Origin of the sequence: Staphylococcus haemolyticus (genome assembly GCF_006094395.1) — a bacterium.
Taxonomy (GTDB): domain Bacteria; phylum Bacillota; class Bacilli; order Staphylococcales; family Staphylococcaceae; genus Staphylococcus; species Staphylococcus haemolyticus.
In genome coordinates this window covers 329,145-345,394 of record NZ_CP035291.1, presented here as the reverse complement: position 1 = coordinate 345,394, position 16,250 = coordinate 329,145, and the positions used below count along the sequence as shown (strand labels likewise).

The following is a 16,250-nucleotide window of genomic DNA, read 5'->3' as shown; positions in this document are numbered from 1 at the left end:
ATTAACCCCCTATGCGCTTTATAGTTTCAATAAATTCTTTGCCTTTATCTACATTTTCATTAGGTGCATTTTCAAGATTAGATTTGATAATTTGGTATAGTTCTTTGTTATTCTTGAGTTCTTCAATTTTCAACGAAATTTCATTACCATCCATGTTCACTATAAAGCCATTTTCGCCATCAATAATTTGTTCATAAACAGTTTCAAAATTAGTAGCTACTACTGGGACATTGTAATGTAATGCTTCATCTATAGTATTAGATTTCCCTTCAAACCTTGAGGGATGCACTAATATATCCATTTTACGAACAATGCTACCAGTATTAAATCTAAAACCTACTGGTAAAACAATTTGCTCCAAATGATTTTTTTTAATTTCTTCATCAAGCCAGTTACTTAGTTTTCCAGCACCAACCACGTACCATTTAACTTCTATATTTTTTGACTTTAATATTTTTGCTGCCTCTATTAGCAAGTCTAAACCTTTCCCATTATCTAATCGGCAAATTGTACACAGATTAAATGTACCTGTACTAATATTAATATCTTCATCTGAAATATTTTCATATAATTTAATAGGTAGGCTATTATAAAAAGTAAATGGTTTAATATTGAATATATCTTCAAAAATATCTGAACACATCTTAGAGACTGAAAGCATTCCATCCATTTTATCGAAATATTTTTGATCAATATTATGGTCTCTCTTCAATACCCTATAATCTGTGCGAATCCACCCTATTTTATGTTTTGCATTAATAAAGTCTTCTATAAAATAAACTGAATGTCCACCTGAAACACCGATTGCATAGTCATAACGTTTTTTTAATGTTGAATCAGCCCACTTATTATCTACCCAAAATTGTTGCTTAGCCTTAGTTGTATCATGGAGTTTCAATTTGCTTTTTAATATAAACAGAAATGCATTTAATACTAATTTAGGAGTGGAGAAATTATTCATGATTTTTGTTATTAAATGCTTACGGTTAAGCATTAATATTGAAAATCTAGAATTAACAGGTTTGACATTAATGTAATCAGGTAGGTATTTTGTTAAACTATCCTCTTGATTTAAAATCATTAAGTCAATTTCATGGTTAGTATCTTTTAACTCATAAAACAAATTAAGTAAGCTTTTTTGCGGTCCACCAAAGTTGAAATTGTTGACAACAAATAATAATTTCATAATAAACTCCTTAGCAACTATAAATTATTAACTATCTTTCGTTAATTTTTTTCTTTTTTTATATCTTTAATTACGTACCAAACCCAATACCAGTTGTTATATACTAATTGAACAATTAATAAAGGTAGTAATAAATAAATCAATTTATTATCAAAAAACTGTAATAGCACTAATTGTACTACCACCGTTACAATGGCTGACGTTAGAAACGATTTATGATGTGGTATCAAATTTTTAGTTGCTAAAAAGTTAGTAAATAACATTTGATTATTATATAAAAATCTATAGACTATGACGATTAACATAGGGATTAAATTAAGTAGCCTATAATCTGCCCCTATGATACTTAAAATCCAGTTACCTAAAAGTAAAAATAGAGAAAATGCTATGAAATTAAATAAATAGCTAGTAATCAGTGCTTTTCTAAATAAAGTTAATAATTCATCATATTTATTTTTCACTCTTAAATAGTTTAATTTAGCTAAATATGTGTTGTAATATGAATTTGAAAGCATAATTATCAATGTAATAATTTGATTAACAAAACCAAATTGACCTGATACTTTTAATGATAAAAAATAAGAACTTAATATAATTGGAAAATTAATAATTAAGTAATTTGAAATTGATATTGAGCCAGTTCTCAAAGTATTAGGAATTAAAGCTTTCAAAATTTCTTTATCATAATTGATTTTCAATTTGCCTTTTGTCTTTTGAGTTTCAGACGAATATTTATAATATGCTACTGATTGTAAAATTCTATTTACCACTACTGAGATAAAGTAAGCAACGGATACTCCAATTAATCCTAAACCTATCATTAAAAATAAAATAGATAGGATTAATTGTGTTCCTTTTGTTACAACCAAAATTTGATTATATGTCTTAATTGCTCCTATACCTTTTAAAACTGAATTCCAATACGAAAAACTAATATTTAAAACAATTGAAATCATATAAAATGCCCATGAAATTAACATGGTTTCCATTTTAATTTCTCCATTATTAATAGTTACCATGTACCATGTTCCAATCGAAATAAATAGCGCAAATATGATTGTGCCCATTGAAGTATAAATAAATTTTACTGCTGAAATCACTTTAATGAAATATGGAATATTCATTTTTGCATTCTCATCTTTAACAGTTTCGAAGCCTTCACTTTTAACGTTTTGAGCACCAGACCAAAGATAACTCACATTTCTCGTTATAATAGTTTGAAATCCAAAATCAATAAGCATAGCTAAACCATATAATGAAGTAAACGTATACCAAACACCAAGTTCAGCAGAATTTAAAAATTTTAATATGACAGGTAGTAATATGACATTTATTCCTTGGACTAGTAATAAACTTACATATCCCCATAATACATCTTTTCTTCCAATATTCATTCTAATTTCCTTCTAACTACAATTTTTTTGTTTAAAATCGCGATTACTAATAAAACTAAGAAGAAGTTTGTAAAGAATGAAAGTAATATGGTTGCGTTTGACATAAAAAATAAAGAAAATTTCAAACATAAATAAGCATAAACGTATAATGTAAAAACTGAGTTACTATTATGAATGTTTTTATCTAACAACATTACAACTAAAAGTACAATTATTGAAAAAATTGGTGATAAAATTGCTCCAAAATATAGATAACCTTGTCCTAGCAGTGGAAGAATTTGGTCACTTACTCCTACTTTTTTATAAAACATATCATTAAAAGTAACTAATGCACTTTGAAAATTAGTAAAGAATGAGTTAACAAAAATAACGGAATGAGTGATATCACCTAAAACCCCATTTATTTGGAAAGGGCTGTAAACAAAAGAACTTTCAATCGAATGACCTATATTTATTAATCCTGAAAAATAAATTTGAACATCTGTATTAAAATTCTCTATAGCTCCAGCTGAATGATACAATCCTCTTGCAGTCACAACATTTGTATTCTGTTTTAAAAGTGTTGATACACTAATAACTAGTAAACTCAAAATCGCTGACAGAGTAATAATCAATTTTCTATAGTTTTTATATAATATAAACACAGTAAATAAACCTGTAATTAGTGGAATGACAATACTCGATCTACTTGTCCCAATAATGAATGAAGCAGATATCATAATTACTAGTAATGAAAGAAATAGATATAATATATTTGGTTTTCTTTCATAGAACTTATAAATTATATTTAATAAACCCACTGTTATAACAATTTGAGCAATTTGAACTAACAGTGCTGTCAATCCAACGTCTGCTGTTACATCATTGTTCAATTCAGATGCTGACCAAATAAATGCATATCGTCCTATAGAGGTTGGAAATAATGCAACTAATGTCAGTGTGAAAATAACGAATATCCATCCAAACAAGTTAGGTCTTGATTTGACATTTTGAAATTCATTTTTATTTGAATAAAAGTACTTATGAAAAATTGCAAAAACAACAAATAATACAATCATTTCATAAAGCATTAAATTAACTGCTTGTCCCTGGATAACCATCGAGACGGACGATCCAATTTGAATATCCGATCCATAAATAGCCATTAACAACGGCGATACAACATATCTTAATAACATTGTAAAATTAATTACAGTTATTCCTAAGTTGTTAAACATATATCTACTAAATGAAGGAAATACAACAAACAAAATTAAAAATATTAAAGGAATAAGTACTAAATTATTTGGAATGTTAGATGAACTAACTAGAGAAGCTATAATACTGAAAATCGATAAAACTATAATTATAATTCTATAAACATTTACCATAATTAATACTTCCCATTCGCTAAATTAATTAATTTGTCTTTAATTTCAGTGTTATGTGTTTCTAAATAATCAATAGCTTCATCTATTTCCTCTTTAGGAGGTGTAGTTGTTTTACCTCTATATATTTTTTCATACACTTGTTCAGGATGTATTTCATTTTCATTTAATAATTCTTCATAAAGTTTTTCTCCAGGTCTAATACCTGAAAACTGAATTCCTATTTCTTCTTCTGATTTACCACTTAATCTAATTAAATTACGTGCTAAATCAACAATTTTAACGGGTTCACCCATATCAAGCACGAAAACTTCGCCTCCCTGAGCTAAAGCACCTGCTTGTAGTACTAGTCTAGATGCTTCTGGTATAGTCATAAAATATCTTGTCATATCTGGATGTGTAACAGTAACTGGACCACCAGCAGCAATTTGCTTTTTAAACAACGGAATCACCGAGCCACGAGATCCCAAAACATTTCCGAATCGAACTGCTACAAAGTCAGTATATCCATTTTCTTCATTAAGGTTCTGAATAACCATTTCTGCCATTCTTTTTGATGCTCCCATAACATTTGGGGGATTCACTGCTTTATCTGTTGATACCATGACAAATTTTCTTACGCCTGCTTTTTTAGCAGCATATGCAGTATTTCGAGTTCCTAGAACGTTATTTCTAAATGCTTCAGGTGGGTTATATTCCATTAACGGAACATGTTTATGTGCTGCTGCATGATAGACTGCATATGGTTTATATTCGTTCATAATCTCACTCATGCGCGTAGAATTTTGCACATCCGCAATTAACGGTATTATTTCAATTTTATCTTTATACATATTGCTAAGTTCTTGATGAATTAAATAAATACTATTTTCACCATGACCTAATAATAAAATACGTTCTGGTTGGAATTTACAAACTTGTCTACAAATTTCTGATCCAATTGAACCACCTGCACCTGTGACAAGAATTGTTTTATGTGTTAATTCCTTAGAAATCATAGCCATATCAAGTTCAACTGGTTCACGCCCAAGTAAGTCTTCGACTTCTACGCGCTTAAGTTGGTTTACTTCCAATTCACCTGATAGTACTTGTTCTATACTAGGCATTTTAAATAACTCTATCCCTGTACTATTACAAATATCATTAATTTCTTTTAGTCTCGTAGGACTTAAAGTTGGAATTGCAATGATAATCCTTTTAATTCTAAACTTATTAACTAAGTTAGGAATATCATCAACTTTACCTTGCACTTTAACGCCTTCAGCAATCGTCAATTTACGCTTTTGTGGGTCATCATCTACTGCCAATACTGGTTCAAGTCCCATTTCCGGGCTTCTTAACATTTGTCTTATTAGCAATGAACCTCCTCGGCCTGCCCCTACGATAAGTGTTGGTTTTTTCTTTTTTTGTTTACCTACTACAAAACTTCGTCCAATTCGCCATGATATTCGTGAGCCACCAATTAAAATTAAATGCATCATCCATGTAATTAGATATAATCTGAAGAACGGAGGATGTCCTGTGAAAATTGGTATTAAAACTATAGTCGCTAATATTGAACATGTCACAGCTTCAACTATTAGTAGCAATTCATTAACACTGGCATACTCCCAAGCACGATGGTACAAATTAAATATATATGCAAATACATGATGAGAAACCAATAAAATTAATGATGTTAAAATCAAAATTTTATGTGAATACCCTTCAAAATAAGGTTGTAAAATGGTATAGCAGATAAAAACTGAAAAAGCTACAATTAATGAATCGATTATAATTAATATTAGAAGACGTCCTCTTGCACTTAATTTATCCACGTCTCTCCTCCTAACTTACTCTCCTTGTGTTAAAACAGGCCAAATAGTTTCTTTTGCTTATAATCTTGGGTTGGTTGTTTTTTTCTTATTTCTTTATTTTCAATAACTTGTTGAGCGTTATTGATTAATTGCTTAATTTGCTCTTGATACTTGTCCAGCTTTTTATCATTAAATAAACTCTCCAATATGAAGGGTCTATTGGTATCGTGATGTGCATCTGAAGCTATAAAATGAACTAGGTTGTTTTCAATCATTTGAATTGAAACCTTTTGTAATTTCTTACCATGTTTACCTATTAAGGAAGCAGAAGTAAGTTGACTTAGCGCTCCACCGTTAACTAAATCAAATAAAACGTCCAAGTTTTGACTAATCTCTTTATTACGTTCAGGATGAGCAATAATTGGTACATAGCCTTTTGATTGTAATTCAAAGAAAAGACGATTCGTATAGTGTGGAACCCCTCCAGAAGGAAACTCGATTAACAAGTACTTCGAATGGTTCAACCCAATAGCCTCGTCTTTTTCTAGTTGCAGAATGATCTGATCACTTATTCTAATTTCTTGCCCTGGATAAATCTTAATCCCTAATTCTTTAACTTCTTTTAAATCCAATAATTCATGTAGTTTACTTTCTACTATTTGATACTCATTATTAAACGTAGGGCTTAAATGATGAGGGGTTGCAATAATTTTAGTAACCCCTTCACCTTTTGCCTGTTTAAGTAATTTAAGCATTTCCTCTTTATTTTTTGGGCCGTCATCAACATCTATTAATATATGATTATGAATGTCTATCATTTTAATCTTCATCTCCATAGTAGTTATAATAGTTAGATGTTTTGTCCGTTGCTGTTTTATTCAAAACGGCACCAATAATGTGTCCATCAGCTTGCTCTATCAATTGTTTTGCTTTTTTGATTTCATTTTTATTATTTTTTTCAGTATCAATAATCATTACGCAATCTTTAACGATTTGTAAAAATACTTGAGCATCTGTCACAGAAGTAACTGGTGGTGTATCAATTAAAATGAAATCATACATATCCATTAACTGATTATAAATATCCTTAAATCTATTCGATGCAATTAACTCAGATGGATTAGGTGGTACTGGACCAGATGTCAATAAATCCAAATTCTCTACTCTTGTACTACGAATTGCTTTATCAAAATCACTTTTGCCAATGATTAAATTGGAAAGACCATCATAGTTTGCTGTTTCGAAATTATATTGTTGTGTAGGCTTACGCATATCACCGTCTATAATCAAAGTTTTATATCCAGCTTGAGCATATGTTACTGCAATGTTAGCTGAAACAATACTTTTACCTGAAGCAGGTTTCTCTGAAGTTACAATAATACTTTTAATCTCGTTATTAGCACTAGAGAACATAATGTTTGAACGAATACCTCTAAATTTTTCACTAGTTATAGATTTGGGTTTATCATGTGCGTAAAGAGGCGTTTCTAATTCTTTTTTAACTTCTTTTTTTGCCATAATTACTAATCTCCTTAATTACTTAATCATAGGAATAGATCCTAGTACTGGTATTTCAAGTTCTTTTTCAACGTCTTCTTCAGTTCTAATTCTCTTATCAAATATTTCCTTAAGTGCAATGATAATAGCCGCTACAATTAACCCCAACAATAAGCTTCCAACAATATTAACCAATGTTTTAGGAGATACTTTTGAAGCAGTTCCATCTGCACTAGATAAAACCGTCACGTTATCAACGTTCATAATGTCTGGAATTTGCTTTTTAAATACTTTGGCTACATCATTTGTGATTTTTTCTGATTTTTCTTCACTATTCGCTCTCACGCTTAAATTTAATATTTGAGATTCAGCTTCAGTATTAACTGACACCATTTTATTTAATTGAGATGTTGAATATTCTTTATGGTCCTTTGCTACTTCATCTAAGATTCTAGGACTTTTTAAAATTTCTGAATATGTATTAACTAATTGAATGTTACTTTGTACTTGTTGCGCCATCATATCTTTATCTTTTTCTTTCTCATTAACAAGTACTTGTGTAGAAGCCTCATACTTAGGGCTAGCTATAAAAAATGTGTAAACTAAACTAATAAGTAAGAAAACAATTGGTAACAATACTAATAACTTCCAATTTTTCTTAATGATTTCCCATATTTTTGTAAAATCCAATGTATTTTCCATGTTAACCTCCAATAACTGATTTCGTTAGTAATTTTATATTTTTAACATGATTTTTACAACAAAATATTAAAATATAATCACTAGAATTTTTTATAATTATAAAAAATTTTGATAGTCATTTCATTTAATGGTTAATCACATTTTAAAATAAAACCAATTCGTTTTATCATATAATATTTATTCAAATATAACTTTAATATAGTGTAAATATCATGTAAATACGCAACAAATGAACTACATCAATAATAACAGTGCAGTTTTTCAAATAACTAAGTTTATTTCTCAACAATTCCGATTGCATCATTCAGGTTTCTTTATCCGTACATTATACAATTTTGAACGGTCAATATATGTCCACATGAGATAAATTATTTTATATTTTAAAAAACTTATTTTTAACACATCATTACATGTCTTCTAATTTCCCAACAATACATACAAAAAAGAGGCTGGACAAAAAATGTCTCAGCCTAATTTATCATTTTAGCAGTAGCTGACTGATTTGAAAATGCGCTTAAATCAAGTTTTTTTCAAACCTAGCCATCTTTGCTGGGGCGAGACAATGAAATTATTTTAATTTCTGTCCCGCTCTCAAAACATTAATATTCAATATTTGGCATTTCGTTTACTTTGTTTTGGTATTTTTTGAAACCAACATATGCAGCTACGCCTAAAACTACTGTAATTAATAATCCCTTCATGTCTGTCACTCCTTTAAGGTTCTACATTTATTAGATTTCTTAAATATTTAAATCTAAATTTACCTATATTATACACTTAAAATTGTTCATTTTTAAAGTCACGTTTCACTATCTTATACACCATTGGTCTGATTTTTCATGAAAAGTATTGTATTATTTTAAAAATCGAGTATATTAATTATATCGATTTCGAAATAAATATATTTGAGGTGCACGACTGTAGCAAAATTATTATACATTACAGCTCACCCATTAGATGAATTAGCTTCTAATTCTATGGCTGCTGGTAAAGCATTTATTGAATCATACAAAGAAAATCACGCTAGTGATGAAGTGAAACATATTGATTTATTCAAAGAAGATATTCCAGTTATTGATAAAGATGTATTAACTGGTTGGGGTAAATTAAGAAATGGTGACGATCTTACTAAAGAAGAGCAACAAAAAGTAGATCGTTTCAGTGAAATTTTAGAAGAATTCCTTTCAGCTGACAAATATGTATTCGTTTCACCAATGTGGAACTTATCATTCCCACCTGTATTGAAAGCGTACATTGATGCAATTTCAATCGCTGGTAAAACATTCAAATACACTGCTGAAGGTCCTCAAGGTCTTTTAACAGATAAAAAAGTTTTACACATTCAATCACGTGGTGGTTTCTACTCAGAAGGCCCAGCTGCAGATGTTGAAAGTGGCGACCGTTACTTAAGAACAATCATGACATTCTTAGGTGTACCTTCATATGAAAATGTAATTATTGAAGGTCATAATGCGGAACCAGAGAGAACAGAAGAAATTAAAGCCGCTTCAATTGCTGAAGCACAAGAAATGGGTAAAAACTTCTAATAATCATATTAAAAGGCATTGCGTAGTCATTTACGCAATGCCTTTTTCTTATTCAGTCCTATTTACTTCTCATCTTTCAAATGCTGAATATCTTGAAATCCTTCTCTGTAATTCGATAATTCTTCCATGATGTCATACCAATCATGTCCTACCTTTTGAAACGTACTCTGCATTAATTCATTTTGTGCTTTATTTAATTTATCAACTAACTTACTGCCTTTAGGCGTTGGAAATAATTGTTTCACACGTCGATCTTCTTCAGATGTTTGTTCAACAATTAACCCTTCTTCCTTCAATTTACGCAACGTCGCATGTGATCCTTGCTTCGAGATTTCTAATGTCTTTAATAATTGCTTAATGGTAATACCAGGCAATTTATTAATAAAGAATAAAAAGCGATGGTGCTGACGACTCATGTCGTATTTTTCAATAATTTCATCTGCCGTTTTTATAAATGTCTTATATGCGAAGTAAAATAACATATGCTCATAATCATTTTTATTACTATCCATAGACTTCTTTCCTTTTCCATTTATGAATGATTATACACATTATAATCAATTTTCAAAAAACAGTCGAAAAAAGGTCAACGCAATTGACTTTATTATTTAATGTAATTATATTGTAAGTGTATTCTAATTTATAAATAAAGGTGGAATGAATATGAAACAACGTGTAGGACAATACTTAATGGATGCAGTACATCGTGCAGGTGTCGATAAAATATTTGGTGTTCCTGGCGATTTCAACCTAACATTTCTAGATGACATCGTGCGTCATGACGGTGTGGAATGGGTTGGCACAACCAATGAACTTAATGGGAGTTATGCTGCAGATGGCTATGCACGTATCAATGGACTAGGCGTGCTTGTTACGACATTTGGTGTAGGTGAATTAAGTGCTGTCAACGGTATCGCAGGTTCGTATGCTGAACGTGTTCCTGTCATTGCGATTACAGGTGCACCAACACAATCAGTAGAACAAGCCGGTAAATATGTGCATCACTCATTAGGTGAAGGTCGTTTCGATAGCTATCAGAAGATGTTTGAACATATTACGACTGCACAAGCATACATTACTGCTGAGAATGCCACAACTGAAATTCCTAGAGTCATCAATGCTGCTATTCATGAACGCCGCCCCGTGCACATTCATCTTCCTATTGATGTTGCAATGACTGAAATAGAGGTAGATTCAGAGTATGATGTCGCACCAACTGCAGACGTAAATGTTGAGCGCTATATCGATATGGTCGCTGACAAACTACGCTCTGCGTCACAGCCAGTCATTATCACAGGTCATGAAATCAACAGTTTCCACTTACACAAAGCACTTGAGCAATTTGTTAATCAAACACATATTCCAGTCGCTCAATTATCATTAGGTAAAGGGGCGTTCAACGAAAAGAATCCCTATTATATTGGCATTTACGATGGCAAAATTGCAGAAGACCAAATTAAAGATTATGTAGATAACAGTGATGCTATTTTAAATATTGGTGCTAAATTAACTGACTCAGCTACAGCTGGTTTTTCTTATGAATTTGATATTGATGACGTCGTTATGCTTAATCATCATAACTTTAAATTGAATGAAACGGTTGCTGAAGATGTGACGCTACCTAGCTTAATTGATAGTCTTAATACCATTGATTATCGATATGAGGGTACGTTCCCTCCTTTTGAAAAAGGGTCATCAAAAGAAGTCGCATTATCAGATGATATCTTAACGCAATCAACATACTTTGATATGATGCAACACTTTATTAAAGATGATGATGTCTTATTAGCCGAACAAGGTACATCATTCTTCGGTGCTTATGATTTAGCTTTACCGAAAGACATGACGTTTATAGGACAACCATTATGGGGTTCTATCGGTTATACACTACCAGCTACTTTAGGTACGCAAATGGCTGATCCAAATCGCCGTAACATCTTATTAATCGGGGATGGCTCATTACAACTTACAGTTCAAGAGTTATCTACGATGATTCGCCAAGATATTAAACCGATTATCTTCGTGATTAATAACGATGGTTATACAGTAGAACGTTTAATCCACGGTATGGAAGAAACGTACAATGATATCCGTATGTGGGATTATAAAGCATTACCTAAAGTGTTCGGTGGTGATAACGTTGTTGTTCATGACGTGAAGACTTCTAATGACTTACAGAACGTCTTTGATGCTATTAACGCTGCTCCAGAGCAATTACACTTCACCGAAGTCACAATGAAATGGGATGACGCACCAGCTAAACTCCGCGACATTTCAAAAGCCTTTGCAGCACAAAACAAATAGAATAATTATTTTATCAAGACACTAAACTCAAATATCAGTTTAGTGTCTTTTCATTGAACAATAAACTTTATTTATAAATATGTTTAATTAAATATACACTTTACATATTGATGATTAATAAAAAGTTATTTATATTTAAAGTGGAGGGGAATGTTAATGTCTTTAATGAATAAATCAGTATTTTTAATGACTAAACTATATAATAAAAATATCCCAGTCATACCTAGAGCTATGCAACAAATGAATCGTTTAATTTTTGCAACAGACATCCCAAGAAGTGTAAAAATTGGTGAGGGCACACGCTTTGCTCATAGCGGATTGGGATGCGTTATACATGAAAGAACGATTATTGGGAAAAATTGTAAGATTCTTCAAAATGTTACCATGGGTGGACGCGGAAAGCATGGAACACCTGTTATAGGGGATAATGTACTAATTGGAGACAATGCTAAAATAGGTGCTCAAGCTTTAGTAATGGAAGACGTCGGAGAAAACCAAACTATCGTTGCCAATAAAGGAACCATTTTGAATAATTAAACTGCATGAATCAAGGCTAATGTAACGTCATATTGACGGTAACATTAGCCCTGTTCGTTATATACTCTTTTCATCCAAGTATTCAGAATCAATGACATCTTTCGTGATATCTTGTAGATGTTTTATATCCCATTGACTTTTCTTATCGTTTCTTAATCTATGTTGTTGAGCTAATTTCTCATTATAATCATCTAAATTATACACTTCAAAATCATGTCTCGTGTCTTTATTCGTAGGATCCCACTGTTGATAATGATTGACCATACTCGTCCACTTCACATTTTCAATGTGTGCACCTTTAGGCGCTTTAACTATATCAAAATTTAGTCTTCCTAATAATTGATTATGTTCATTTCCAGTATCTTGTCCATTCAGAAAGTTACCTAATGAATATGCGACAAGTGTTTGATGATGATCACGCTTACTCTTCACCCATTTAACCGGTTGAATGACATGTGGGTGTGTACCAATGACAACATCTACACCCTCATCCGCAAATAATTGTGCATACTTCTTTTGCGTATGATTCGGTTGGTGGTGATTTTCCAATCCCCAATGAGCAGACACCATTACGACATCACTCTGCTTTTTTGCTTGTCTTACATCTCGTTGAATCGTCCTTTCATCAAACTTTTTAATCGTGTAAGGATATTGTGATGTCATTTCATTCGTACCATATGTATAACTTAATAAACTCACCTTGATTCCATTCACAGTCATGACCGGTATCGTTTGAGCATCCTTTTCCGAATTAAAAATACCTGTAAATAAAACTTGTTTATCAAACTTATTCCATGTCTTGAGATGATTTAAGACACCTTCATCACCTTGATCCAAGGAATGATTATTGGCACCATTGACCATATCAAAGCCGGTTTCGACAACATCTTGAGCAATCTGACTCGGAGTATTGAAGTTCTTAAATCCTGAAAATGGGCGATCATCCCCACCTAATGGAGATTCTTGATTAATAAATGCAAGGTCAGGTGATTGTATGTCGTTCTTAATATGTGAATACATTTGTTTAAAATCGAATGACCCATCTTGTTGCAGTGCATCATTATAAACAACAGGGTGTATTAAATTATCTCCTACTGCAACCACTGATGCTTCATCAGTAACATCTTCAGCCAGTGCCATGCCACAGAGAATTGCAAAAGTAAAAAATAGTACTATACAACTAACATAATACTTAACCACTAAGTACGCCTTCTTTCAATGAAGATTATTAGCGTCTTTTATATTCAAAACATAATTTTGTTGAGTTGCATAACATTTATTAACGAACTCTTTAATTTTTATTTTAGACAATTACTAATTTTAATGCAATTTGAATAAGAAAAATTTTTAATATATCGTTTAGTTGTATAGTCGATAAATTATTAAGGGAGTTATAACATGATATTATTACCACTAAGTATCATTATGGGGTGCGTTGGTTACATCTTTAAATGCCATCCACCTACCGAGCGCAACGGTTGGTATGGTTATCGAACAAAGAAGTCCATGGCCAATGATCGCAATTGGATTAAAGCACAAAAACAATATGGCATCTATTCTCTAAAATACTTATGGGTTTTATTACTGTTTGGAATTATCGGACTCGTAATTGAAATTGTAGGTATTATGAGAAGTACTGACGCTATCATTATGACCGGTTTAGGCATAGAGTTCGTCGTAATGGTATGGTATATGTTGATTGTTTATTTGAAAGTGGAGAAAACACTTTAATTTTGACTTTATACAACAAAGGTCCTCTACTTCATTCATTTGAAATAGAGGACTTTTCGTTATTCAGTCTCAAATTTTAATTTCAATCAATGCATTTTAACAATAATTCTACCGACATCACCACTAGCTAATTTATCAAATCCTTCATTGATATCATCTAGAGTAATCACTTCACTAATGAGTGGATCAATGTTTAATCTTCCTTGTTTATATAAACTTACAAAACGAGGAATATCTCTATCAGGAACACAGCTTCCTACATAAGAACCTTTAACTGTCCGTTCTTCTGCAGCTAATGTTACTTGAGGAAATGAGAATTCATCTTTAGGATGAGGTAAGCCCGTTGTTACTGTAGTACCCCCTCGTTTAGTAATTCTATAAGCGACTTGCATTGCAGGAACAACCCCTGCTGTTTCAAATGCATATTCTACTCCGCCAGGTACATATTCTTTAATTTGTTCATCTATATCATCATCACTAGAGTTAAATGTCGCGGTAGCTCCAAACTGCTTAGCTAAATCAAATTTGTCTTCATTAATATCTAGTGCAATAATTTCATTTGCACCTGCTAACTTAGCACCAATAATGGCATTTAATCCTATACCACCTAGTCCAACCACAGCAACATTACTACCTGGACGAATTTGAGCTGTATTCATCACAGCACCAATACCTGTAATGACAGCACAGCCAAATACTGCTGCACGTTCAAATGGTATTTCATTACTGATTTTTACAATAGAATTTTCAGAAACCACTGCGTGTTCTGCAAATCCAGAGACGCCTAAATGATGATATACTTGTCCATCTTCATTAGATAATCGAATACCTCCTTCTAACATTTCGCCTTTTTCATTTGCTTTAGCTCCATTTTCACACAAAGCTGGACGTCCTTCTTTACATGGTATACATTTACCACAGCTTGGAATGAAGGTACAAACTACATGGTCACCTTCTTTCACCCTTGTGACACTACTTCCAACTTTTAATACCTCGCCAGTTGCCTCATGACCAAGTGCCATCGGTAAAGGTCGAGGTCTACTGCCGTTAATTACTGATAAGTCTGAATGGCATATCCCTGCTGCATGTATTTTTAGCAATACTTCATGCTCATGAGGATCTTCTAACTCTAAGCTCTCAATTTTTAAAGGTTTCGATTCTTTATAAGGTTGAGATGCTTCCATTTCATATAATACTGCTGCTCTTGTTTTCATAATTAAACACTCCCTTGAAAGTCCCTATTCATAATATCCGTCTGTTGATTTTCGAAATTTAGCAAATTGTTCTCCATCGTGGCCAAACCAAATTTGTGCATTTTTCTCTGCTGCTAATTTTTTTATCTTTTCTACAGAATTTGTCCACCCAACCGAATCATACAAGATACCTGGAGGTTTAAGTGTTGGTTCCATACTTTCTTTCGTATAAATAGCATCTGAGGCGAGAATAATTGTTCCAAGTTCTTCAGTTTCAATTTCTAAGCCAATCATGCCCCATGCATGACCACTGCCAAAATTCAAGACCTTAACGCCATCTACGAGTTTTAAATAATCTTCATCTCGTTTCATAGTCTTCCAAGTTAAATCGTTTTTAATCCATGCGTCTATATCCGCCCATATATACGCACCTTCTTTTTGGTTACGTGCATAAGATTGCATTGTCCCGTTGAGTTCATCGTTATGCACTATGACAGTCGCATTTGTAAAGTATTCAAGACATCCTGCATGATCTAAGTGCAAGTGAGAGGCCACAACAATATCAACATCTTTAAGGTCTATGCCAATTTGTTCAAGTCGATTAGGTAAATGACATGCTTCGTCAGCAAAGTATGGAAACGCTTTTTGTGTTGCTGTAATCCAACGCCCATTATCTCCCATAGCATTTGGATTACATGCTGTATCAAATAAAATCTTTGCTTCAGGATGATCAATGAATACAGTGTAAATAGGAAATTCATGCATTTCATTAGGCTGATTTGGATTATCCATCGTCGCTTGGTTTGAATTAGCAATCATCAAGTTTTTATCCATCTTCATGCGTCCATTGTCTAGTACGTAAATTTTCATTCTTTGTTTTTTTACATTTACCATGCTACTCATCCCCTTATTAACTTTTACATGTATTATACATAGATGTTATTTACATTTTACACATAACGATGATTACTTACAATATTCAAGTATCCTTGTTTG

16 protein-coding genes are annotated in these 16,250 nt (G+C 32.0%); 4 read left to right on the top strand and 12 right to left on the bottom strand.

What is annotated here, in order from left to right:
• Position 1 precedes the first annotated feature (1 nt).
• The 8 genes from EQ029_RS01520 to EQ029_RS01485 form a co-directional block, all read right to left on the bottom strand.
• Positions 2–1,186: a glycosyltransferase gene (locus EQ029_RS01520; RefSeq protein WP_033079686.1), complete on the bottom strand. Its 1,185-nt coding sequence runs from the start codon at positions 1,184–1,186 to the stop codon at positions 2–4.
• A 41-nt stretch (positions 1,187–1,227) separates the two neighbouring features.
• Positions 1,228–2,580 (bottom strand): O-unit flippase-like protein, encoded by a 1,353-nt coding sequence (gene wzx, locus EQ029_RS01515; RefSeq protein WP_057504856.1) that lies wholly within the window; start codon positions 2,578–2,580, stop codon positions 1,228–1,230.
• Positions 2,577–3,797: an O-antigen polymerase gene (locus EQ029_RS01510; RefSeq protein ID WP_142712233.1), complete on the bottom strand. Its 1,221-nt coding sequence runs from the start codon at positions 3,795–3,797 to the stop codon at positions 2,577–2,579. The genes wzx and EQ029_RS01510 overlap by 4 nt, the downstream gene beginning before the upstream one ends.
• Positions 3,798–3,952: 155 nt before the next feature.
• Positions 3,953–5,764: a polysaccharide biosynthesis protein gene (locus EQ029_RS01505; RefSeq protein WP_053016307.1), complete on the bottom strand. Its 1,812-nt coding sequence runs from the start codon at positions 5,762–5,764 to the stop codon at positions 3,953–3,955.
• 29 nt (positions 5,765–5,793) lie between these two features.
• On the bottom strand, positions 5,794–6,561 hold the full coding sequence (locus EQ029_RS01500; RefSeq protein ID WP_057504857.1) for a tyrosine-protein phosphatase: 768 nt from the start codon (positions 6,559–6,561) through the stop codon (positions 5,794–5,796).
• Between the two features lies 1 nt (position 6,562).
• Positions 6,563–7,261: a polysaccharide biosynthesis tyrosine autokinase gene (locus EQ029_RS01495; RefSeq protein ID WP_057504858.1), complete on the bottom strand. Its 699-nt coding sequence runs from the start codon at positions 7,259–7,261 to the stop codon at positions 6,563–6,565.
• A gap of 18 nt (positions 7,262–7,279) precedes the next feature.
• Positions 7,280–7,942: a Wzz/FepE/Etk N-terminal domain-containing protein gene (locus tag EQ029_RS01490; RefSeq protein WP_053016304.1), complete on the bottom strand. Its 663-nt coding sequence runs from the start codon at positions 7,940–7,942 to the stop codon at positions 7,280–7,282.
• A gap of 599 nt (positions 7,943–8,541) precedes the next feature.
• Positions 8,542–8,643 carry an SE2200 family small protein gene (locus EQ029_RS01485; protein ID WP_016930637.1) on the bottom strand — a complete coding sequence of 34 codons (102 nt, stop codon included), beginning with the start codon at positions 8,641–8,643 and terminating at the stop codon, positions 8,542–8,544.
• Positions 8,644–8,847: 204 nt separating this feature from the next.
• Between EQ029_RS01485 and EQ029_RS01480 the strand changes: the two genes are divergently transcribed.
• Positions 8,848–9,489 carry an FMN-dependent NADH-azoreductase gene (locus EQ029_RS01480; protein WP_033079679.1) on the top strand — a complete coding sequence of 214 codons (642 nt, stop codon included), beginning with the start codon at positions 8,848–8,850 and terminating at the stop codon, positions 9,487–9,489.
• 62 nt (positions 9,490–9,551) lie between these two features.
• Here the strand turns inward: EQ029_RS01480 and EQ029_RS01475 are convergent, their stop codons facing one another.
• Positions 9,552–10,001 carry a MarR family winged helix-turn-helix transcriptional regulator gene (locus EQ029_RS01475; protein ID WP_033079678.1) on the bottom strand — a complete coding sequence of 150 codons (450 nt, stop codon included), beginning with the start codon at positions 9,999–10,001 and terminating at the stop codon, positions 9,552–9,554.
• Positions 10,002–10,152: 151 nt separating this feature from the next.
• Between EQ029_RS01475 and EQ029_RS01470 the strand changes: the two genes are divergently transcribed.
• Positions 10,153–11,793, top strand: coding sequence for an alpha-keto acid decarboxylase family protein (locus tag EQ029_RS01470; RefSeq protein WP_057504859.1), 1,641 nt, complete (start codon positions 10,153–10,155; stop codon positions 11,791–11,793).
• A gap of 156 nt (positions 11,794–11,949) precedes the next feature.
• Positions 11,950–12,330 (top strand): serine O-acetyltransferase, encoded by a 381-nt coding sequence (locus EQ029_RS01465; protein ID WP_057504860.1) that lies wholly within the window; start codon positions 11,950–11,952, stop codon positions 12,328–12,330.
• A gap of 57 nt (positions 12,331–12,387) precedes the next feature.
• Here the strand turns inward: EQ029_RS01465 and EQ029_RS01460 are convergent, their stop codons facing one another.
• Entirely contained in the window at positions 12,388–13,530 is a 1,143-nt protein-coding gene (locus EQ029_RS01460; protein ID WP_053027968.1) for a CapA family protein, read from the bottom strand.
• 198 nt (positions 13,531–13,728) lie between these two features.
• Between EQ029_RS01460 and EQ029_RS01455 the strand changes: the two genes are divergently transcribed.
• A complete protein-coding gene (locus tag EQ029_RS01455; RefSeq protein ID WP_011274700.1) occupies positions 13,729–14,061 on the top strand; it encodes an SdpI family protein in 333 nt (110 codons plus the stop codon).
• Between the two features lie 86 nt (positions 14,062–14,147).
• Here the strand turns inward: EQ029_RS01455 and EQ029_RS01450 are convergent, their stop codons facing one another.
• On the bottom strand, positions 14,148–15,275 hold the full coding sequence (locus tag EQ029_RS01450; RefSeq protein ID WP_053023072.1) for a zinc-dependent alcohol dehydrogenase family protein: 1,128 nt from the start codon (positions 15,273–15,275) through the stop codon (positions 14,148–14,150).
• Positions 15,276–15,299: 24 nt separating this feature from the next.
• The gene (ahlS, locus tag EQ029_RS01445; RefSeq protein WP_016930631.1) at positions 15,300–16,148 is read right to left on the bottom strand and encodes an AhlS family quorum-quenching N-acyl homoserine lactonase; all 849 of its coding nucleotides are present in this window, start codon (positions 16,146–16,148) and stop codon (positions 15,300–15,302) included.
• Positions 16,149–16,250: the final 102 nt, after the last annotated feature.